The 22,558-nt window shown below is 55.6% G+C and carries 18 protein-coding genes and 1 pseudogene; 17 read left to right on the top strand and 2 right to left on the bottom strand.

All coding sequences use genetic code 11. The features are described 5' to 3' along the window. Positions 1-32 precede the first annotated feature (32 nt). Positions 33-1,454, top strand: coding sequence for an FAD-binding oxidoreductase (locus ACYU7Q_RS14375; protein WP_460610128.1), 1,422 nt, complete (start codon positions 33-35; stop codon positions 1,452-1,454). A gap of 46 nt (positions 1,455-1,500) precedes the next feature. Here ACYU7Q_RS14375 and ACYU7Q_RS14380 read toward each other — a convergent pair whose 3' ends face one another. Then, positions 1,501-3,156: an amidase gene (locus ACYU7Q_RS14380; protein ID WP_460610129.1), complete on the bottom strand. Its 1,656-nt coding sequence runs from the start codon at positions 3,154-3,156 to the stop codon at positions 1,501-1,503. 207 nt (positions 3,157-3,363) lie between these two features. Then, positions 3,364-3,795: an acyl-CoA-binding protein gene (locus ACYU7Q_RS14385; RefSeq protein WP_460610130.1), complete on the bottom strand. Its 432-nt coding sequence runs from the start codon at positions 3,793-3,795 to the stop codon at positions 3,364-3,366. Positions 3,796-4,001: 206 nt separating this feature from the next. Here ACYU7Q_RS14385 and asnB point away from each other — a divergent pair, with 206 nt between their 5' ends. From asnB to ACYU7Q_RS14465, 16 genes and pseudogenes are all read left to right on the top strand, one after another. Continuing rightward, positions 4,002-5,906 carry an asparagine synthetase B family protein gene (gene asnB, locus ACYU7Q_RS14390; protein ID WP_460610131.1) on the top strand — a complete coding sequence of 635 codons (1,905 nt, stop codon included), beginning with the start codon at positions 4,002-4,004 and terminating at the stop codon, positions 5,904-5,906. 76 nt (positions 5,907-5,982) lie between these two features. Further along, a complete protein-coding gene (locus ACYU7Q_RS14395) occupies positions 5,983-7,488 on the top strand; it encodes a hypothetical protein (RefSeq protein WP_460610132.1) in 1,506 nt (501 codons plus the stop codon). 143 nt (positions 7,489-7,631) lie between these two features. Further along, positions 7,632-8,969 (top strand): UDP-glucose dehydrogenase family protein, encoded by a 1,338-nt coding sequence (locus tag ACYU7Q_RS14400; RefSeq protein WP_460610133.1) that lies wholly within the window; start codon positions 7,632-7,634, stop codon positions 8,967-8,969. A gap of 128 nt (positions 8,970-9,097) precedes the next feature. Further along, on the top strand, positions 9,098-10,057 hold the full coding sequence (locus tag ACYU7Q_RS14405) for a UDP-glucuronic acid decarboxylase family protein (protein ID WP_460610134.1): 960 nt from the start codon (positions 9,098-9,100) through the stop codon (positions 10,055-10,057). 485 nt (positions 10,058-10,542) lie between these two features. Then, entirely contained in the window at positions 10,543-12,294 is a 1,752-nt protein-coding gene (locus ACYU7Q_RS14410) for a hypothetical protein (protein ID WP_460610135.1), read from the top strand. A gap of 267 nt (positions 12,295-12,561) precedes the next feature. Further along, a complete protein-coding gene (locus ACYU7Q_RS14415) occupies positions 12,562-12,978 on the top strand; it encodes a sugar 3,4-ketoisomerase (protein ID WP_460610136.1) in 417 nt (138 codons plus the stop codon). Beyond that, positions 12,963-13,910 carry a GNAT family protein gene (locus ACYU7Q_RS14420; RefSeq protein ID WP_460610137.1) on the top strand — a complete coding sequence of 316 codons (948 nt, stop codon included), beginning with the start codon at positions 12,963-12,965 and terminating at the stop codon, positions 13,908-13,910. Before ACYU7Q_RS14415 ends, ACYU7Q_RS14420 begins: the two co-directional genes overlap by 16 nt. Before the next feature lie 176 nt (positions 13,911-14,086). Continuing rightward, positions 14,087-15,193 carry a DegT/DnrJ/EryC1/StrS family aminotransferase gene (locus ACYU7Q_RS14425; protein ID WP_460610138.1) on the top strand — a complete coding sequence of 369 codons (1,107 nt, stop codon included), beginning with the start codon at positions 14,087-14,089 and terminating at the stop codon, positions 15,191-15,193. Between the two features lie 68 nt (positions 15,194-15,261). Continuing rightward, on the top strand, positions 15,262-16,191 hold the full coding sequence (locus ACYU7Q_RS14430; RefSeq protein WP_460610139.1) for a glycosyltransferase family 2 protein: 930 nt from the start codon (positions 15,262-15,264) through the stop codon (positions 16,189-16,191). A gap of 110 nt (positions 16,192-16,301) precedes the next feature. Continuing rightward, positions 16,302-17,243, top strand: coding sequence for a glycosyltransferase family protein (locus tag ACYU7Q_RS14435; protein WP_460610140.1), 942 nt, complete (start codon positions 16,302-16,304; stop codon positions 17,241-17,243). Between the two features lie 77 nt (positions 17,244-17,320). After that, positions 17,321-17,410: pseudogene (locus tag ACYU7Q_RS14440) on the top strand (transposase-like zinc-binding domain-containing protein); the annotation flags it as partial. A gap of 489 nt (positions 17,411-17,899) precedes the next feature. Beyond that, entirely contained in the window at positions 17,900-18,976 is a 1,077-nt protein-coding gene (locus ACYU7Q_RS14445) for a DegT/DnrJ/EryC1/StrS family aminotransferase (RefSeq protein ID WP_460610141.1), read from the top strand. Continuing rightward, on the top strand, positions 18,973-19,683 hold the full coding sequence (locus tag ACYU7Q_RS14450) for a WbqC family protein (RefSeq protein WP_460610142.1): 711 nt from the start codon (positions 18,973-18,975) through the stop codon (positions 19,681-19,683). The genes ACYU7Q_RS14445 and ACYU7Q_RS14450 overlap by 4 nt, the downstream gene beginning before the upstream one ends. A gap of 127 nt (positions 19,684-19,810) precedes the next feature. Continuing rightward, the gene (locus ACYU7Q_RS14455) at positions 19,811-20,812 is read left to right on the top strand and encodes an aspartate aminotransferase family protein (RefSeq protein WP_460610143.1); all 1,002 of its coding nucleotides are present in this window, start codon (positions 19,811-19,813) and stop codon (positions 20,810-20,812) included. Between the two features lie 23 nt (positions 20,813-20,835). Then, positions 20,836-21,363 carry a GNAT family N-acetyltransferase gene (locus ACYU7Q_RS14460; protein WP_460610144.1) on the top strand — a complete coding sequence of 176 codons (528 nt, stop codon included), beginning with the start codon at positions 20,836-20,838 and terminating at the stop codon, positions 21,361-21,363. Next, complete coding sequence (locus ACYU7Q_RS14465) at positions 21,356-22,381, top strand: glycosyltransferase family 2 protein (protein ID WP_460610145.1); 1,026 nt, start codon at positions 21,356-21,358, stop codon at positions 22,379-22,381. Before ACYU7Q_RS14460 ends, ACYU7Q_RS14465 begins: the two co-directional genes overlap by 8 nt. The last annotated feature ends 177 nt before the right edge of the window (positions 22,382-22,558 follow it).

The following is a 22,558-nucleotide window of genomic DNA, read 5'->3' on the forward strand; positions in this document are numbered from 1 at the left end:
TAGTTTGCGCGGCCTTTCCAGCTTTACCGTTCATGAACTTTAACGCCCTGACCCCCGAACTAATTGTTGCGTTTGAGGCCATCGTCGGCCCGGCGCACGTCCTTACTGCCCAGCGCGCCGAGGCCACGGCTACGGCCGATGCCTACGCCGACTATGGCCGCGACCACACCGAAGACTTTCATTTTGCGCCCGATGTGGTGCTGCGCCCGGCCAGTGCCGAGGAAATCAGCCAGATTATGCGCCTGTGCCACGCGCACCGCATTCCCGTCACGCCGCGCGGGGCCGGCACCGGCCTGAGCGGCGGCGCGTTGCCCATTTACCACGGCGTGGTGCTGAGCACCGAGCGGCTCAATAAAATTATTCAGATTGACGAGCGCAACCTGCAAGCCACCGTCGAGCCCGGCGTGGTGAACGAGGCGTTTCAGAACGCGGTGAAGGAAGTTGGGCTGTTCTACCCGCCCGACCCGGCCAGCAAGGGCAGCTGCTTTTTGGGCGGTAACCTGGCCCACAGCAGCGGCGGCCCCAAAGCCGTGAAATACGGCACCACAAAGGACTACGTGCTGAATTTGCAGGTGGTGCTGCCAACCGGCGAAATCATCTGGACGGCCGCCAACACCCTCAAAAACTCCACCGGTTACAACCTTACCCAGCTCATGGTGGGCTCAGAGGGCACGCTGGGCATCATCACCAAAGTGGTGTTTCGGCTTTTGCCCTTCCCGCAGCACAATATTCTGATGCTGGTGCCCTTTCGGCAGGAAGCCCAGGCGGCCGATGCGGTTTCGGCCGTGTTCCGGGCGGGCATCATCCCCTCGGGCATGGAGTTTATGGAGCGCGAGGCCATTGCCTGGTCGTCGGATTATCTGAAAATCCCGCTCACGCTGCCCGAAGACATCAAAGCCCACCTACTCATCGAACTCGATGGCCAGGATTTGGACCAGCTATATAAGGAGGCCGAACAGGTGTACGGCGTGCTGGAGCACTACGACGTGGGCGAAATTCTCCTCGCCGACACGGCCGGACAGAAGGACGACCTCTGGCGTATTCGCCGCAACATCGGCAATTCGGTGCGCTACAACTCCGTGTATAAGGAAGAAGATACCGTGGTGCCCCGCGCTGAGCTGCCCACGCTGCTCAAAGGCGTGAAGGAAATCGGCGCCCGCTACGGCTTCAAGAGCGTATGCTACGGCCACGCCGGCGACGGCAACCTGCACGTTAACATCATCCGCGGCGAACTCTCCGACGAGATGTGGAACGTGGGCCTGCGCCAGCCCATCTCCGAAATCTTTGAGCTGTGCGTGAAGCTGGGTGGCACCATTTCCGGCGAGCACGGCATCGGGCTGGTGCAGAAAGGCTACATCGGCATCGCCCTGGCCGAAGCCAACCTGAACCTGATGCGCGGCATCAAAGGCGTATTCGACCCGAATGGCATTCTGAACCCGGGAAAAATTTTCTAGGGCTCATCCAAACGTTTGAAAGCTTTTCTTCGACGCTAATTCAGCCTCAAGCCACCACCGTCGGCAAAAACTTCGGGGCCGCGCGCTTATGCGTGGCCTGCTCATACGCATAGCCCAGGGCCAATAGCACCCTTTCGTGGTAGGCCGGCCCCACAAACGACAGGCCCACCGGCAATCCCAGCACCTGCCCCATGGGCACGGTGAGGTGCGGATAGCCCGCCATAGCCGCCGGCGACGAAAAATCGACGCCCGTCGAGTAGTCACCGTTCACCCAATCAATGCACCAGGCCGGGCCGCTCGTGACTCCGACGATGGCCGCGAGCTGGTGGGTTTTCAGCAGGCCATCAATGGCCTGGCGGGCGCCGGCCACGGTTTTTTGCACGGCAGCCTTGTATTTGGGATTGTTGAGGCCATCCGTGGCTTCGGCCCGGATGAGGGTTTCCTGTTTAAAAAACGGCATGGCCTCGGCTTCGTGGGCCTTGTTATAAGCAATGACATCGGCCAGATTCTTTACAGTCGCGCCGGCCTGGGCCAAGTACTTGTTCACGCCTTCCTTGAACTCGTAGAGTAGCACGTCAAATTCGGCTTCTCCGAGCGGATTGACCTGCTTATTCAACTCTATTTCTACGATGGTCGCGCCCTTTGCCTTCAGCGCAGCCACGGCTTGCTTCAGGAGCGCGGCCACGGCAGGCGGGCCGTTGAGGTGGGCCTTCTCTACCCCCAGCCGCTGACCCTCAAGGGCGTCTGACTTGAGAAACGTCGTGTAATCGGTCAGCGCGCCTTTGGGAATGGGCAGTTTGGCGGGGTCGGTGGGGTCGGGGCCGGCCAGCGCGCTCAGCAAAATAGCCGCGTCGCGCACGGTGCGGGCCATGGGGCCGGCCGTGTCCTGGGTGCTCGAAATGGGGATGATGCCGCTGCGGCTTAGCAGGCCCACCGTCGGCTTGAGGCCCACCAGCCCGTTGCACGACGACGGCGACACCACCGAGCCGTCCGTTTCGGTGCCGATGGCCACGGCACACAAATTGGCCGCCACCGCCGCCCCCGAGCCCGAGCTGCTGCCGCTGGTGCTGCGGTCGAGCACGTAGGGGTTGCGGCTCTGGCGGCCCCGGCTGCTCCAGCCGCTCACCGAGTGCGAGGACCGGAAATTGGCCCATTCGCTCAAGTTGGTTTTGCCCAGCAATACCGCCCCGGCGGCCCGCAGCTTCTGCACAATAAAGGCATCCTGCTTCGCCCTGTGCCCGCTGAGCGCCGAGGCCCCGGCGGTGGTCATCATCTGGTCGCCGCTGTCGATGTTGTCCTTTATCAGCACCGGAATGCCGTGCAGCGGACCGCGCAGCTTGCCGGCTTTGCGCTCCTGGTCCAGGCCGTCGGCAATGGTCAGCGCGTCGGGGTTGGTTTCGATGACGGCGCGCAGCATTGGCCCGGCTTCGTTCAGGGCCTTGATGCGGGCTAGGTATTTTTCGCTCAGGCTGCGAGCGGTTTCGGTGCCTTTGGCCATGCGGTCCTGCAAATCGGCCACGGTCAATTCCTGTAGCTCAAAGCTGTCGGCAACACCTGAACCAGTCGTTTCTCCAGCCGCTGGGGCTCGCATAGGCGCATCGGCTGCGGGCTTGCCGGGAGTGCTTTGGCAAGCCACGGCGGGCAGGATGGCGGCCGTGAGGGCCACGCGGGTGCTTTGATTCAGAAAAAGACGACGGTTCATAAAAAGCAAAAACGGAGTAGGGAGAGAAGCGGGCACCTGCCGCCGGCCGGCAATGATACTGCCCGCCCGGAGCCCGACAACTACCGCCGTACCCACAAGTTTTTGGCGTCCGGTTGTCGGGTAAAAACAAACGCCAGCCCCGCGAAGGACTGGCGTTTGTTTTACTAACATATCAAGCGCAGCAGTGCTGGAATGAAGGTGCTTAATTTACAGTTGCTGGCCTTTCAGCTTGTCCTCGCCACCATAAGGTGCGCCGGCCGTGATGTCGCCGCGCAGCCCGCCGTGGTCGGTGGTTTTGGGAGCCCCGGTTTGGCTGTCGGTGGGTACTTCGCTGGCTTCGGTGGCCGATTTGGCACCGCCGGTAATTTCGGCAGCTTTGGCCACGTAGCGCCGCTTAGCTTCTTCTTCCGGCACGCCCTTGAATTGGTTCCACGAGTCCCACTGGGCCTGCGAGAGGCCAGCGGGGCCGTTGGCCTGGTCGGCGGCAGTAGCGTCTACTTCGTCGCTTTTCATGTTGACGTCGCCTTCGGTAGCTTGTTTATACAGGCCGTAAAGCTCCGTCATGTGCTTGGCGGCCACGTCGCCGGGTAGGTTATTTACTTGCTGGGCCGCGGCTTGAAATTGCTCGTTGATGTCCATGGTGGGGTAGGGAAGGGGTGAAAGAATGGTTGTCAGGAGAGAATAGGCGCGCTTAATCGTTTGGCGTAAAGTTTTTTGTTAACAACAAAAGCCGGGGCGAGCCCACCCAAAAAATCTGCGAAATCCGTTAAATCCGACAAATCAATGGTTCAGACAATACCCCGGAGCTGACCTTTAGGTTGCGGGGTCGTACTTTTGCCTACTATATGTGCGGAATAACTGGAGTATTTGCCTTTACAGAAACAGGTCGTCAGTCGCTGGCCAACCTGCAAGCGTCCACCGACGCCATCATTCGCCGCGGCCCCGACTCGGAGGGCCACTTCGTCTACGACCAATGCGGTCTGGGCTTTCGCCGGCTGGCCATCCTCGACCTTTCGGCCGATGGCAACCAGCCGATGACCGACGAATCGGGGCGCTACACCATCGTCTTCAACGGCGAGATATTCAACTACCGCGAGCTGCGCGAAAAGCTGATTAAGCGCGGCTGCAAATTCCATTCCCAGACCGATACGGAGGTTATTCTCCAACTCTACATCACCGAAGGCCGCAGCTTCATCAAGAAGCTGAACGGCTTCTTCGGCTTCGCCATCTACGATAAGGAGGAGAACTCCCTGCTCATCGCCCGCGACCGGTTCGGCGTGAAGCCCCTGCTCATTTACCGCGACGAAGACAAGCTGTTTTTCGCCTCGGAAATGAAGTCGATGATGGCGCTGGGCGTGCCCCGCAAGCTCGACTACGTGGCCCTGAGCCAGTATTTGCAGCTCAACTACATCCCGGGCCCGGCCAGCATTTTCAAGGGCGTGAAGAAGCTGCTGCCCGGCCACTACCTCTACATCAAGGATGGGAAAGTGGTGGGCAAGGCCTGGTATAAAATTCCTTACGACCCCAAGAAGGTTGCCAAAAATAAGCTCAGCTACGAGCAGCAGCAGAAAAAGCTGGTTGACCTGATGGACGGAGCCGTGCAGCGCCGCCTCGTGGCCGACGTGCCCCTCGGCGCCTTCCTCAGCGGCGGCATCGACTCCAGCGTGATTACCGCACTGGCCGCCCGCCACACGCTGCACCTCAACACGTTCAGCATCGGCTTCAAAGACGAGCCTTTCTTCGACGAAACTAAGTACGCCAACCTCGTGGCCGCCCGCCACAAGACCAACCACACGGTTTTCTCGCTCACCAACGACGACCTCTACGAGCACATCCACAGCATGTTGGATTACCTCGATGAGCCGTTTGCCGACTCCTCGGCCCTGGCCGTGTACATCCTCAGCCAGCGCACCCGCCAGCACGTCACCGTAGCCCTGAGCGGCGACGGAGCCGACGAAATGTTCGGCGGCTACAACAAGCACATGGGCGAGTTCAAGGTGCGCCAGGGCGGCGTGAAGGCCGAAGCCGTCACGGCCCTCGGCTTCGTGTGGGACGCCCTGCCCAAGTCGCGCAACAGTTTCTTCGGCAACCGTGTACGGCAGCTCCAGCGCTTCTCGCGCGGCATGACGGCCGGCGTTAAAGACCGATACTGGGACTGGGCCAGCTTCGCCTCGGCCACCGATGCCAACACCCTGCTCAGCGCCGAAAGCCGCCGCAAAGTGGGCAAGAAGGCCGCCGCCAAGCGCCGCAAAGACATTCTGGAACACCTGCACGCCGACGGCGACCTCAACGAGGTGCTGCTCACCGACATGAGCCTGGTGCTGCCCTACGACATGCTCACGAAAGTGGACATGATGAGCATGGCCAACTCGTTGGAAGTGCGCACGCCTTTCCTCGACTACAAAGTGGTGAATTTCGCCTTCTCCATCCCCGTCACCAGCAAGGTGGATGCCACGATGAAGAAGAAAATCGTGCAGGATGCCTTCCGCTCCGAACTACCCGTCGAGCTCTACGACCGCCCCAAGCACGGCTTCGAAGTGCCCCTGTTGAAGTGGATGCGCGGCGAGTTGCGCTCCCTGATTGAAGATGACCTGCTGCGCGACGACTTCATCGAAGCCCAGGGCATCTTCGATGTGCAGGCCATCCGCGCCCTCAAAGCGCAGCTGTTCTCGCGCAGCCCCGGCGATGTGCACGCCCGCATCTGGGGCCTCATCGTCTTCCAGACGTGGTGGAAGCAGTACATGGCCTAAGCTCTTGACTCCGAATATACTCTGGCGCTTGCGCCATTGGTGGCACCAAGTGGGCCGGCCGCAACGGCTGGCCCTTTTGGTTGGCGCGCTGGTCACGCTGGCACGCCTTAGCCTGATTGGCAAAGGCACCATGGCCTTCGTGGATGAGTCCCGCTACGTCAACGCCATGCTGGGCCTGCGCTCCCTCAGCGAAGGCCACGGGCAGGAGTTTCTGCGCTACATCAACTCCATGGGGGCCCGTCCGGGCGACGGCATCTGGCGGGCCATTCCAGGGCTGGGCCAAGCCATTCTGCTGGTGGTTTTCGACCTGAACCCCAACGCCCCGCCTTCGTTGCAAGTCCCACAGGCGTTCAACGTGCTTATCGTGAGCCTGAATGCTTTGCTGCTGTACCACATTTACCGGCGTTTTTTTAACGTGGGCATGGCCCTGCTGGGCCTCGCGCTGTACTCCAGTCTGGTAAATACCAACCTCTACCTGCGCCACCTGCTGCCCTACGACCATTCGCTGTTCTTCTTTTTCCTGGCGCTCACGTTGCTGCTCCGTCCCCGTGCGGCCGTCAGCCTCAGGCTTCAGGTGCTGATAGGAGTAATAAGCGGCTTCAGCTATGCCGTTTATCCGGGCTATTTCATGGGCCCCATGCTGCTGCTGGTCTTGGCGCTGCTAGCCGGTTTCGAGGCCGGCCGTACCGGTTGGCGGCGTTCTTTAGAACTCTTCACGGCCCAATTCGCCGGCCTGCTGGCAGTGCTATTTGTTCTTGAGGGATTGGCACGGCTGGGCAATACGTCATATTGGGCAAGCAGCCGCTACATTGCCACCACCGTCACGCAGGGCAGCTTTTCCGAGGGTTTCAGTTTCATCGGCAGCTACTTCTGGCAGGTCGAAGGCTGGCTCGGCGTCGGTCTGCTGGGGCTGTTCGGAATAGGGTTAGGGCTCAGTTTGCGGGTAGCATTATCTGCCAATCTTTCTGCCGCCGAGCGAGGGCTAACGCGTGTGCTTACAGCCGGTTTTCTGGCGTGGCTGGGCTATGCCATATTTGTTCAGGTAGGGCACAAGCTGGTTTTTTACGGGCGCACGCTGCACTTCTTCGTGCCCTTTGTTGTCATGGGCGCATTGGTAGCATTGCGTGCGGTTGGTCGCACCGGGTCGGGCCATGTCTGGCGCTACCTGGGCGGTGGGGGCGTTGCCTTGGCGCATTTTGGAATATTCCTAGCGGGCTACCTGCCCGTCGATTATCCCTGCGATGTCGCATACCGTGCAGGAATTTATGATTATCAACAGATTGCTGCCAGTCAATTGGGCGTGTGCGATGAGCATCTTATGCCTTACCGGCTATTTGGCCCGCGCCTGCGCCGCCAGCTCACGCAAAGGCATTCGGTCGCCACTTTTCAGTTGCTGAACTTTGCCTACCTCTATCCCATCACCTGCTACCGGCCGGCCTACCTGCGTCCCGGCCAAGTAGTGGCCGATGTTCCCTACTTCATGAGATATCCCGCCTACCGGTTCGAAGGACATAGTGCTCGAGAGCGGGCTATTCTGCAAAATCATGAAGTCGATTTTAAGATTATTGCTAATGGTAATTAGCTTATAATCAACATGCATGCGTTAGATTTCTGCTGCTTATACATTGGCGCGATGATAAGGGCTGGCCGCGAGGTTCGGTGGAGTGGACCGTAAAGGCCTAAATTTGCTCCATTAATTACTAGTCCCCGCGCATTCCGCATCTTATGAAAATAGCAGTTGTAGGCACCGGCTACGTCGGTTTGGTAACGGGTACGTGCTTCGCCGAAGTCGGCATCGACGTGACGTGTATTGATATCGACCAGAAGAAAATCGATAATCTGCACCAAGGCATTTTGCCGATTTATGAGCCCGGACTGGAGGAAATGGTGACCCGCAACGTGGAAAAAGGGCGGCTGCACTTCTCCACCAATCTGGCCGAAGCCATTAAAGACTGCGATGTGGCCTTCATCGCCGTGGGCACCCCGCCCGGCGAAGACGGCTCGGCTGACCTGAAATACGTGCTGGCCGTGGCCCGCGGCATTGGCGAAAACATGAATACCTACGGCGTCATCGTCACCAAAAGCACCGTGCCCGTGGGTACGGCCGCCAAGGTGCGCGCCGAAATCGAGCAGGCCCTGGCCAAGCGCGGAGCTAGCGTCGAGTTTGATGTGGCTTCCAACCCCGAGTTCTTGAAAGAAGGCGCCGCTATCGACGACTTCCTCAAGCCCGACCGCATTGTGGTGGGCATCGCCTCCGACCGCGCCGAAGAAGTAATGCGCCGCCTCTATAAGCCCTTCCTGCTCAACGGCCACCCGATTATCTTCATGGATATCCCGTCGGCCGAGATGACGAAATACGCGGCCAACTCCATGCTGGCCACTAAAATCAGCTTCATGAACGACGTGGCCAACCTGTGCGAAATCATGGGAGCCGACGTGAACATGGTGCGCCGCGGCATCGGGTCCGATGCCCGCATCGGCACCAAGTTCATTTACCCCGGCATCGGCTACGGCGGTTCCTGCTTCCCTAAGGACGTGAAGGCGCTCATCAAAACCGCCCAGGAAAACGGCTACGACATGCAGGTGCTCCGCGCCGTGGAAAGCGTGAACGATGAACAGAAATCGGTCCTCTTCAACAAGGTCAGCAAGCACTTCGGCGGCGACCTGCGCGGCCTAAAAATCGCCGTGTGGGGCCTGTCCTTCAAGCCCAAGACCGACGATATGCGCGAGGCTCCCTCGCTGGTCATCATCGAGAAGTTGCTGGCGGCCGGCTGCACCATTACTGCCTACGACCCCGTGGCCATGCCCGAAGCCAAGCACTCGCTCGGCGACAGTATCACCTACGCCAAGGACGAATTTGCGGCCCTGATTGACGCCGACGCCCTGCTCATCGTTACGGAATGGCCCGATTTCCGCTCCCCCAATTTTGAAGTGGTGGGCCGCCTGATGAAGCAGAAAGTAATTTTCGACGGCCGTAACATCTATGATGTGAAAGAATTGAAGGAGCTGGGCTTCGTTTACCACTGCATCGGCATCAAAACCGACCACAAGGAGCCGGCTTAACACCTAATTTGTCATCCTGAGCGCAGCGAAGGACCTTATCGCGGCTGCATTTTTCAGGATTACTATTTACTCGAGCGGCGCGGACGTGATAAGGTCCTTCGCTGCGCTCAGGATGACAAAAGCATTTTATGACCAATACTTTCGAAGAAAAAAAAAGGGTGCTCATCACTGGCGGGGCTGGCTTTCTGGGTTCGCACCTCTGCGACCGGTTCCTGAAAGAGGGCTACCATGTAGTGGCGATGGACAACCTGATTACGGGTTCCATTCAGAATATTGAGCACCTGTTTGGCCGACCCGATTTTGAGTTTCATCAGGCTGATGTGAGCAAGTTCGTATTCGTGCCCGGCAAGCTGGATTACATCCTGCACTTCGCCTCGCCGGCCTCGCCCATTGACTACCTCAAAATTCCGATTCAGACCCTGAAAGTGGGTTCGCTCGGCACGCACAACCTGCTGGGCCTGGCCCGCGTGAAAGGTGCCCGTATGCTGATTGCCAGCACTTCGGAGGTGTACGGCGACCCCGAAATTCACCCGCAGGTAGAAGAGTATTTTGGCAACGTGAACCCCGTGGGGCCGCGCGGCTGCTACGACGAAGCCAAGCGCTTCCAAGAGGCCATTACCATGGCTTACCACAACCACCACGGCCTGGAAACGCGCATTATCCGCATTTTCAATACCTACGGACCGCGCATGCGCCTCGATGACGGCCGTGTGCTGCCGGCTTTCCTCTCGCAGGCCCTGCGCGGCGAGAACCTAACCGTGTTCGGCGATGGCTCGCAGACGCGCTCGTTCTGCTACGTCGACGACTTGGTGGAAGGAATTTACCGCCTTCTGCTCAGCGACTACCACCTGCCCGTGAACATTGGCAACCCGTCGGAAATCACCATCAAGGAGTTCGGCGAAGAAATTGCCCGCCTCACTGGCGTCGAGTTCAAGCCGACTTACCAGGCCCTGCCCGAAAACGACCCGATGAAGCGCCGCCCGGACATCACCAAGGCCAAGGAAATCCTGGGCTGGGAGCCCAAGGTGGACCGTGCCGAGGGCCTGCGCCGTACGCTGGAGTATTTCAAAGAACACGTTAAGGCATAACCTCTGGCACTACCGCTTAGCCTTGCTGGTGATTTGAATCATAGAAATTTAGTGGGCAGAGAGCAAGGCTTGAAAAAGTTTTATGCCTCTGTCTGACTAACTTTTCAAGGATTGGATTACATCGAGGCTGAAAACTTTTTAGAACGCGTACTTCAGCTGTACTCGAGCTATAATTTCGTCCATCCTCCAGCCATGCTTGAGCTACCAAGGGGCAAAAGTGGACAATAGCAAGGGCGCTGGTGGGATAAGCGGAAACGGCGACGAGAGAAGTGCTATTTGGTGTGGGAATGCGGTGCGGGGGGCGACCGTAACGTTAGGCAGCAGTCCAGCCATTCAACGGTTTCTGGTCAGTACGTTAAGTGCCGCCATTTACACGGGAAGAACATTAGTTATACGGCTATGTTTGCCCTCGCACCAGCATTACTCTAATTGCTGTCCTATCCAAAACACACGAAAGTTAACTCGTCGCTGAAGTAGACATTAAAATGAAAGGTAGCGTTACAATTGACCAACAGGTGGACCTGCAAACCGGGACGGCCGGGCGTTGGCTACGCGTGTTTGGCTTGTCGGCGCTGCTGCTAAGCTTGCAGGGCTTGGCAAACGGATTCTTCTACGAAAACGCTGACGACCTGCTCATGGATATGCTGCTGCGCGGCATTACCGCGGCCGGGCATGTGGCCGACCTGCACCTGTACTTGCACGGCTGGAGCCAAGCGCTGGCTACCCTCTACGGCTGGGCTCCTGATGTGCCTTGGTACGGGCTTATGCTCTACGGCACACTCTACTTCGCACTAACCGTTTGCTTCTGGGCATTGGAGGAATTGAATCGGGGCCGGCTTAGCGGTTGGCAACTGGCAGGCGGGCAGGTTGTGTTTTACGGGCTGACCTTTTTTTTGCACGCAGTACAAATAAATTTTACCCGGCCGGCGCTGCTGCTGGGAGCCGCGGCGGGTCTGCTTCTGCTCGTGCCGCGGGCGAATGGGCGGCTACCGCGGTGGCCGGTGTGGGGGCTGGCCGGGCTGGCGCTGGCGGCGGGCTGGGGCCTGCGGCCTGCCGGCGGCCTGCTGGGGCTGGGGCTGACTTTGCCCCTGGCTTTGTGGCTGGGTTGGGGCCGCGCCCTGCGCGTGGCCGGTTTTATGGGGGGGCTGCTGCTGCTGTTTACTTTTTTGGCCGGCCTTAACGACACGGCGGAAACCGAAGTATACCGCCGCAACGACCTAGAACGGGCCCGGCTGTTCGACCATGTATCTGGTCGGCTTGAAATTCACACGCCTACCGACAGCTTGGCTTATCAGACACTGATACCTTACTGGGGAATCAACGACTCTGTGCTGCTGAACCCGGCTTTTTTCCAGCGGGCCATGCGTCCCACCGTCAACCAGCATTTCCTGACGAATGTGTACAGCAAGGCCCTGTTTACCGCTGTCGGCAGCCTATTGTTGCGCATGTCGGGCTGCCTGCTAGTGGTGTTTGGCAGCTGGTTGCTGGTGGCTAGTGGGGTGCGGCGGGGGCGGTTGCGGCTGCGCAGCTGGCCCGTGGCTGCGTTCTGCCTGTATCAGGTGGGGTTCTGGCTGCTTTTTCTGGGGCTGGCGTCGCACCTGCCGCTGCGAGTGTTGCAGCCCGTCGTCACTATCTACACTATCGTCAACCTGGGGCTGGTGTTTGGCTGCCTGCTGCCCGAAGGGGGGGGGCTAGCCCTGCTACCGCGCTGGCCGCAACGGGCTCTGCTGGCAGCCGGGCTGGCTGTGGGGTGCATTTGGCTGGTGGTAAACACCCGCCTGCTACGAACCCTGCGCCAAGAAAACGCAGAGCACCGAACCTACTTGGGCCGGCTGGCGCAAGAGGCCGGCTCAGGCCTGCTCATCGAGCAGGGCTTATATAATGCCTATAACCACCTCTCGCCACTGCGCCCTTACCACCTCGACCACTACCGCAACGTGATGGTACTAGCCGGTTGGATAGCCTTTGACCCCTCGCAGCCGCGCCTGCGCCAAGCTCTGGCCGGTACCCGCGACCTGCCCACGGCTCTGCTGCGCCTGGGCTACCGCCCCGAAACCCGCTGGGTGCTGGAGCCAGCCTTTGCCAAAATGCTGGCGCACTACCTTAATGCCCGACTGGCACTGCCGACGGACCGGCAGGTCCACTTTGAACCCGTACCTGACAGCCAACTTCCCACTCCTAACTCCACCCCCTCGCGCCTGTTCCGGCTATATCAGGGTGCTGCCCCCACCAACTGAGTGAGCTGACTTTCACGCAGCTTGACACCTATACAGGTTAGTAATCAATTGTTTGTTGGATAAATGTCGGCCCTTTGACGAGTAATCAATTCCTTCTTATTCAGAGCCTAGTGCTGCTGGTACTGGTACTGGTACTGGTACTGGTAATACGACAGCCGTATGGCTGACCATCGCTGGAAACAGCAGAACCCAGATGAGGCACCAGGGTTTCATTGTGGGGGGCACGGATGTAACTTGCGTCCTTAATCAATCAACTACTACCTTACGATGCCCGAATTCGCTGGTCCTCACCTGATTAATTTTCCCAAGCTGGGCGACCCTAGTATCGGATACATCTCCGTTACGGAACAGAGCAGGCTGGTGCCGTTCGATGTGCAGCGCATCTTCTGGACGTACTATACGCCGGAGAGCATCGTACGGGGCCGCCACGCCCACCATCTTACGGAGCAGGTGCTCATCGCTGCCGCCGGCCGCATCATTGTCACCACCGAGCTGGCTGATGGCACCATCGAGACCTTCCGGCTCGAAGAGCCCAACACCGGCCTCTATGTGCCGCCCCACGCCTGGCACACAATGCAGTACTCACACTCCGCAGTGCAACTGGTGCTGGCATCAGCACCTTACCAGGAGGGTGATTATATCCGTGATTATAAGGAGTTTAAGCGGATATGGCAAATCAGATAGTGCCTGACGCTTCCTGGATAGACGCCCGCGCTGCCCTGCTGGCCCGGCACTCGCCCACGCACTTTCTGCGGCACCTGCCCGTGGCCCCGCAGCAGACACGCTACGGCACGGGCGCGGCGACCCGCTTCGGCAGCAACGCAGGGGAGCAAGTGCTGACCGCCGCCGACGGCGGCAGCCAATGGCTGTTGCAACACCTGCCCTGGGATACCGAGTTTTTCGGCACTGACACCTACCGGCTGTTTACTGGTCTGTTTGGAAACGAGGCCCGGCCCGCCGCGCTGGCTACCGCCGCTGCAGAGCTTCGGCAAACGCTGGCGGCCCGTGGGCCCTACTATGCCTTTAGCGTGGTGCCGGCCGAAGATACGGCGCTGCTGCAAGCCCTGACCGGCGGTGGCTGGCGGCTCATCGAAACCCGCCTCAATTTCTACTGCCCCGTAGCGGAGGCCCACCTGCCCGCGCCCGCACCAGTGCGACTGGCCCGGTCCGACGAGGCGGTCCATATTGGCCGCATCGCGGCGACGGCCCGCAATGTATACGACCGTTTTCATGCCGACCCTTGGTTTGGCGACGACCGCGCCGATGCCCTGCTGGCCCGCTACGCTGAAGCCGCTACCGAGGGCAGCTACGCTGATGCCGTGCTGGTGCCCGACGTGCCGGGCCTGCCCATAGACTCATTTTTGGCCATTGGTGACACCCCCGCTGAGGCTGGGGTGGCCGGCAGCGGTGCGTCGCGGGTGCTACTTACGGCCGTGGGACCAGCCAACCGCGGCTGGCACATAAAGCTAGTAGCCGAGACTGTACGCCGGGCAGCGGCCCTATCTTTTCCGCAGGTTTTGATGACCACGCAGGCCACTAATGGAGCCGTGTTTCGCACCTGTGAGAAGTTAGGGTTTCGGCTTGGTAGCACGAGCCATGTGTTAGCGTGCTCGTAATTCGCTAACCGATTCTTAACCAGATATTTTGTTGTTGACTCCAAAATTATTAGAAAACGCCAGCGCTATACCAGCGCTATAATCATAATGCTTAAAACAGCTATAACCGATTAATAATTAACTGGTTGTAGGCAATTAGAGTATTGTAAATAAGTACTTCCAAAAAATCTTTCCCCATGAGCACTTCAACTATTCCATTTCTCTCTTTTCAACCGCAGCACATACCCGTGCGCGAAGAAATGATGGCCGCCGTAGGCCGCGTTTACGACTCCTATTGGTATGTTCTGGGCGAGGAGGTAAAACAATTTGAGCAGGAATACGCTGCCTTCAACCAAGTAACGCATACGGTGGGGGTGGCCAACGGCCTCGATGCCCTGGTGCTGGCATTGCGGGTGCTGGAAATCGGCCCCGGCGATGAGGTTATTGTGCCTTCCAATACGTACATCGCTACTTGGCTGGCCGTGACGCAGGTAGGGGCCACCCCCGTGCCCGTTGAGCCTGACATTGCCACCAGCAACCTCGACCCCACGCTCATCGAGGCGGCCATTACGCCGCGCACCCGGGCTATTATGCCGGTACACCTCTACGGGCAAGCCTGCCGCATGACGGAAATTATGAACCTGGCCACGAAGCATAACCTGTACGTGGTGGAGGACAATGCCCAGTCGCAGGGCGCGGCCTTTGCAGGCGGGCTCACCGGCAGTTTCGGCCATGTGAACGGCACCAGCTTCTACCCCGGCAAAAACCTAGGTGCCCTCGGCGACGCCGGGGCTGTGACCACTAACGATGCCAGCTTGGCCCACAAAGTGCAGGTACTGCGCAACTACGGCTCGCAGCAGAAATACTACAACGAAGTGGTGGGCTACAACTCCCGCCTCGACGAGTTGCAAGCGGCCCTGCTCCGTGTGAAGCTGCCGCATCTGCCCGAGTGGACGCGCCAGCGCCAGCAAGTAGCAGCTTGGTACGACCAGCATCTGGCTAGCATTGCCGGCCTGCGCCTGCCGGCGGTAGCCGAGGGCGCTACCCACGTCTACCACCTCTACGTGGTGTATACCACTCAGCGTGGCGCCTTGCAGCAGCACCTCACGGCTCAGGGTATTGGTACTATGATTCATTACCCGGTACCGCCCCATTTGCAGCAGGCCTACCAGTCGCTGGGGTTTGCGTCCGGCAGTTTCCCCATCGCCGAGGAGTTGGCCAATACCTGCCTGAGCCTACCCATGTGGCCGGGCATGACCGAAGCGCACGTTGCCGCCGTGGCCGATGCCATTCGCTCATTCTAACCCACTACCGCAACCGTTAACGTTCCCGCTGAGCGTGCCCGCGCTGCGTTTATCAATCTGCCCACCTCATGCCTAAACTCTCTGTCATCGTCCCCTGCTACTTCAATGAGGACAATATTCCGGTGACGGTTCGCGAGCTGGTGGCAAACGAGACCAATTTCCCGCCCGAGGTAACCTTCGAGTACGTGTTCGTGAACGATGGTTCCGGCGACGATACTCTGGGTGCCCTGCAGCGGGCGCAGGCCCTGTACCCCGGCCGCATTCGCATCGTGGATTTGGCGGGCAACGTGGGCTCCTACAACGCCATTGTGGCCGGTATGGCCTACGCTACCGGCGACTGCCTGTCCATCATCACCGCCGATATGCAGGACCCGCCCGAGCTGATGGTGCAGATGTACGCTCACTGGCAGCAGGGCTACAAGCTGGTCATCGGCAATCGGCAGGACCGGGAAGAAACCGGCCTTGCCGTCACCATGGCCAAGCTTTTTCATTGGCTGATGAAGAACATGGCCTTGAGCAACATTCCCGACGGAGGGTTTGACTTCGTGTTCTTTGACCGCCAGATAGCCACCGAGGTGCTGAAGCTGCACGAACGCAATTCCAACGTGTTCTACCTCATGGTGTGGCTGGGCTTCGCCTACGTCAACATCCCGTATACCCGCCGCAAGCGGGAAATCGGGAAGTCGCGCTGGACGCTGAATAAGAAAATCAAGCTGCTGGTGGATTCCCTACTAGCGTTTTCTTTCGTGCCTATCCGTGCTATTTCAGTGTTGGGGCTAGGGCTGGGCGCCATTGCGCTGCTGTATGGACTCTACGTTATTGCGCTTAAGGTGACCAGCCCCAACGAGCCGGCCGGCTGGACTACCCTTATGGTTGTCATGCTCTTCGTATCAGCTTTTCAAATGATTGCATTAGGCGTAATCGGCGAGTACGTTTGGCGCGGCCTAGATGCGGCCCGCAAGCGGCCACTGTATGTCGTGCGAGAAGTATTTGAGTAAAGAATCAATTTCTTTCATGGGTAGTTTGGAGTCGAAATGTCGGTTTTATCCATTCCAAAATCGGGTTTAACCTCTCAAGAAACTGGCTGTAATCTATTTTGTGTAATCGCATGTATACCCCTTCACTCGTTAGTATTGGAATAGCTTCTTATAATAACGCGCACTATATTGAGCAGATGCTGGAAAGTGTCCGTAATCAGACCCACCCTGCCATCGAATTGATAATAGTAGATGATTGCTCGACCGATAATTCGGTCGAGGTGATTACCAACTGGCTGGCTCGCACCTCATATCCGGCTACCTTTATTCAGCAAGCAACCAATCAGGGCATTGTTAGAGCATTTAATGAGTGCCGGGCAAATGCACATGGTGAATACGTGTCATGGGTTGGGTCAGATGATGAGCTCGCTCCGGATATGATAGCCAAGACGGTTATCGAATTTGAACGCCAAGGGCCTGCTTGCGGTGCCGTATATGCAGATTGCCGGATTATCGATTCAAATGGCCACGAAATTGCGCCTAGCTTTCTGCAATTCTTTAACCCTGCCTTCGCTGACAACCCACCACAGGGCAACATCATTGTTCCTCTCCTCAAAGGATTTTACCTGCCTACTCTTACTGCTACTATCCGTCACAGTGCTATGGACAGGGTCGGAGAATATGACCTGTCTCTTTACTCGGAGGACCTGGATATGTGGTTGCGACTGTCGCGCTATTTCAAATTCGCCTACTTACCTGATAATCTAGGAGCCTACCGAGTGCACAATGCGTCAGCGATGAATACCAACCGGCTAGCGCTAAATGACACTTATTTCCGCATTTATCGCAAAGGCTATTTTGAAGGGCCTGAGGAATGGGCTGCTGCCCGTCGCCGTCTAGTAGACAATGCCGAGCACTACTACGCAAGTAAAGGCCCAGCAGCTTGGGAAAAACTATGGTATGCTTTTCGGGAATCCGGGAGCAGTAAGACGGGGCTGTTCTGGGCATTAGCGCGGCTTGGTATCAGTTATGATGTCGTGCGCAGGGTGCAGAAATTTAAGGGCCGTAACTAATGAGCGGTGGTCTAAGCTAGGATGAGTTCTGTATTAGCCTTATGGTAAACTTCCCACATACCTAGACCAAATGTGGTAGTGAGCAGATTCGGCGCAACGGGCACAGCGGCGGGCACGCCCGCTACCAATGCAAAGCCTGTGGTTTGCGTGGGCCAACAGCAGCGTAAGAGTTGGCTTCGGCTAGCCGTAAACGGGCTAATCGGCGCATCGCAGCAGCTGTTAGGCCGCAGTGTGGTCACGGCCCATCCTTTCTGGTAGGCGTTGCTAAGCGCTACCATCACTGCTATTCCTTCACCGATTTGTTTTCGGCCTACGCCCAAGCCTTGGCGCCCGGGCCACACCGACCCTCTCCAGAGGGCGAAGGCCAAACTGATATCATTGAAACCTTGAATTGTTCCTTGCGCCAGCGCTACCTACGGCATATTGGTACGCAAATTCTGCTCATTCAGCAAATAGCTGCCTCAGCACGCCGTGCGTATCAAAATTTGCATCGACCAGCATAACCAGAGCATCATTTCTAGTTAGACCCACTCCCGGTCCCTTATCACTTGCTGGAATGGTGCAGGTGCCAGATTTGCGTTGCCATGCCAATTACATATATGTCGTACTTTTGTCCATTGCTGTAATCTATGCCTTTGTGCTAACGAGAACAATATATGATTAATGTTACAAAGGCATACCTGCCACCCATTCAAGAATATTCACAGTACCTGGAGGAAATTTGGGAGCGGGGGTGGCTAACTAATAACGGACCTTTGGTGCAGCGCCTGGAAGAGAGCTTACAATCTTATTTGGATGGTACTCCCGTACAGTTTTTGTCGAATGGCACAATTGCTCTGCAAATTGCCATTAAGGCGCTAGGATTAACAGGAGAGATTATTACTACACCTTTCTCGTATGTAGCTACAACGACCGCCATCCTATGGGAAAATTGTGAGCCGGTGTTTGTTGATATTGAGAAGCACACCTTTTGCATTGATGCAGCGAAGATTGAGGCTGCTATCACGCCGCGCACATCCGCAATTCTGGCCACTCATGTATATGGCTACCCGTGCGACGTGCTGGCTATTAAAGAAATTGCTGCGCGTCATAATCTCAAGGTCATCTACGATGGGGCACATGCATTTGGGGCGCGAGTATATGGTCGGCCGTTGCTGAGCTACGGCGATTTGGCTACGTGTAGCTTTCATGCCACCAAGCTTTTTCATACCACAGAAGGCGGAGCCATTGTGATGAACGATGAAGAGTTGGCTCGTAAGGTCTGGTTATATAAATCATTTGGCCACATCGGCGACGATTATTATACCCTTGGGGTAAACGGCAAAAACTCAGAGTTTCACGCTGCAATGGGCTTATGCAACTTGCCTCGAGTACCCGAATTTATTCACCAACGTAAGCAGATATCCGACACATATATGGCTGAGCTTGTGGGCCTCGACCTGCAATATCCGGCACCAACCGAACCTAGCTTAGAGTACAATCAAGCTTATTTCCCCATCGTATTTGCCACTGAAGCCAAAATGCTGCAAGTGAAGGAACATTTAGCGGCTCACGATATTAATACTCGCCGGTACTTTTTTCCGTCGCTCAACCAACTCCCTTATCATACCGGCGCAGCTTGCCCGGTATCGGAAGACATTAGCCGCCGTGTGCTGTGCCTGCCTTTCTACCAAGAATTGGCCCTCGAAGATGCCCGGCGAATTGCGCAACTCATTCAAAGCATTTGCAAATGAAGTTGGTCATCATGCAGCCCTATCTGTTCCCGTACCTGGGCTATTTCCAGCTGCTTGCGGCGGCCGACCGGTTTGTGGTCTATGATGATGTGCAGTTTATTAAAGGGGGATGGATAAACCGCAACCGGCTGCTAGTCAATGGTCAGCCATGGCTTTTTACCGTGCCACTCGACCAGCCCAGTCCCAATCGGCTAATCAAGGATATTGAGGTAAGGCCTGCTGACCAATGGCAGCCCAAATTATTGCAAACCATCGCGCAGAATTACCGACGCGCACCACAATTTGAAGTTGTGTATGGCTTAATTCAGCAAATTTTTTATGCCGAAGCTCGTACAATTGCAGATTTGGTTTGTGTCAGTCTCCGGGTACTTGTCGATTATTTGCAATTACCTGTCGAGTTGATACCCACTTCCTCGGTGTACGGAAACGCGTCACTAAGGGCTCAAGCTCGGGTTCTTGACATATGTAGGCTTGAGGGAGCAACCACGTACATAAATGCAATGGGTGGCCAAACGCTCTACGACGGTGAAACCTTTCAGCAAGCCGGAGTTACGCTGCAATTCATTCAACCGGAACTTGCGCCATATTCGCAGCAAAATGGGCGGCAAGGCTTTGTAGCGGGACTATCCATTATTGATGTGCTTATGAATAATTCGCAAGAGCAGGCTCAAAAACTTGTTCAACTTTATTCTTTGCTCAAAGCATAGCTATTACATCCAATCGCACCCCCTCTCATGGTATCAGTCCCATATTGTATCATTTCGATGATATAGTATGGGAATTGCTTTTGACTATGCGCATAAGTGTATTATGCACTAAGAATGGTATAAGACAATGAAGCAGTACATCGGAGGTTTTTTAGAACTTGAACTATTTAGTCATCCAGCCTCTGGCTACCATACTGGTGCCCTCGCCCTCAACAATGCCCGTGCCTGCGTTAGTCATCTCATTCGCCGCACACAAATGCAGAGCGTTTGGTTGCCATACTATACGTGCGATGCTCTGTTGGAGCCCTTCCGGGTTGCAGGAATTTCTTATCGGTTTTATAACCTGAATGAGCAATTTGAGCCGCTGAATTTACCGGCGCTTGATTTCGGCGAATACTTTGTTTACATCAATTATTTTGGCTTGAAAACAGCCTTTGTTACGCAATTACTTGCTCATTACGGCGAATATCTGCTGGTTGATGATACTCAAAATTATTTTGGGCATGGCTACAGTAATGGGTGGTCGTTCAACTCAGCCCGCAAATGGTTCGGTGTGCCTGATGGTGGATACCTATACGGTCCGGGCGATAAGTTGGGCACTGCAACAGGGTATCCGACTAACACAATGTACCACGTACAGCACCTAGTGGACCGCTTGCGTGGCCAGCAGCAAGCAGCCTATGAAGCCTTTGTTCAGTACGAAGAAGAACTGACGAGTATTCCGTATCAGATTTCATCCTTATCCAGCTCCCTATTATCTCAGGTAGATTACCAAGCCGTGGCAGCTCAGCGACGCGAGAATTATCTTCAATACCACGCCGTGCTAGGAGATTTAAATGGGTTGTCACTACCTTTAGGGCTGAGCGAACTGTCGGCGGATGCAGTTCCTTTCTGTTATCCGTTCGTTCCACTCATCGGTAACGTAGCCGACCGCCATGCCTTGTTTGCGCAGAATATTTTTGTGCCAAAGCTCTGGCCCGATGTCTTAACCCGTCAAATAGGCGGATATGAGTGGGAACGGCAAACAACCCAAGCTTTGCTACCGCTGCCAATTGACCACCGTTACGGTGCATCAGAAATTGATTATGTAATTCGGGCCATCTGCGAACTTATTGCCAAAACTAAATAATTGCGATAAAGCAAAAATCTGTCATGGTTAATATTTTTCTGCGAGAATTGGAAGTTGGTGACCTGCCTAGGGTAAATGCGTGGCGCAACGACCCGGATGTCATCCGTCTACTGGGGGCGAACTTTATGTTTATAGGCCTTGGTATTGACCAAAAGTGGTTTGAGAATTACGTCGCCAATCGCGCCGCTGCTATTAGGCTGGCAATTATTGCAGCCGATGCGAATCTGTGCATTGGGCTCGTTAATTTGATAAACATTCATGCGATAAACCGTTCTGCAGAGTTTTCCATCATGCTTGGTGATAAAGCTTATTGGTCGCAAGGTATAGGATATCATGCCACACTGCAGATTCTTCGTCACGCTTTCGATGACCTAAACTTACATCGCATTCATCTTACTGTGTTAGAAGATAATACCCGAGCTCGTCGCTTATACCAAAAAATAGGTTTTAAAGAAGAAGGAGTGCAGCAGGAGGCTGTATATAAGGCCGGTAGATTTATGAATGTGGTTGAATTGGCACTATTAAAACGCGATTTTAAAATCGATGAATAATTTTAATACGGCTCCGAAGCCTAAAGTAAGCGTCTTCATGATGACGTATAATCATGCGCCTTACATTAAGCAAGCACTAGAAAGTGTATTGGACCAACGAACTGATTTTGCAGTGCAAATAGTTATCGGTGAAGATAAATCCACCGATGGAACACGAGAAATCGTGGCTGATTTTGCCCGTCGATATCCTAATCAAATCCATGCGCTTCTTCACGAAAAGAATGTAGGAGCTAGTCAGAATCAACTGCTTGTATTGAGGGCTTGCAGCGGCGAATACATCGCTATACTAGAAGGTGATGATTACTGGACTGACCCAAATAAGCTGCAAAAGCAGGTTGACTTTCTCGACACTAATTCCGATTACGCGATAAGCTCTCATAATGTAACGGTTGTTTCAAACGAAAAACCGTATGCTACTAATGGGAAACCTCTCTATTCAGAAGCCCCATTTGATACCTTGACTTTAAAAGAGTTAGCTAAAGGGAATACATTGCCTACAGCTTCCTGTGTTTACCGTAATTATTTTACCGCTGGTCCTGCACCAGTAGGTTTTCCGGATTGGTTAGGTAAGGTAAAAGTAGGAGACTTCTGCTTACATTTGCTTGCTGCTCGATTTGGTAAAATCAAGTACTTTCAGGAATCAATGGCCGCTTATCGCCTGCACTCAGGTGGGATATGGACGGGGCAGAGTATTCTGATGCGAAACAGTATATTCTTTGACTCTGTTAACTATCTAAAACAGGAATTTACAGATGAGGTGCGCATATTGCTTAATGAAATGCAATTGCGCTGCTTATCTGAAATAGCACACTTAAGTGTTGGAGTGCCAGGGTTTACAGTGCAAGATTTCTTAATGGAAAGACAAGGAGAAATATTGTCCTTGCAAAAGGAAATGTATCTTCCATTTATGGAGTCATACTTTAAGCAAGTGCAAGAGGTGCATTCTGCTGAATACAGATATGGAAAAAAAATATTAGCACCTCTAAGATGGATAACAGACAAGATGCGCAGGACATAGTATTTGCAAGTGAAATTAGTGAGGGCGGCAATTGCCTGCCGAAGTTATTCTAGCAACGTGCCTGTTGCTATTTATCACAGAACCGGGGCGGCTGTTTACGCACAGTTAGCGTCGGCCTTTGAGCATGAACAAAAGCCATGTTGACGGATGAGCAGTAAGCGTGGCTTTCGCCGCTGC

Source organism: Hymenobacter terrigena (assembly GCF_054776515.1).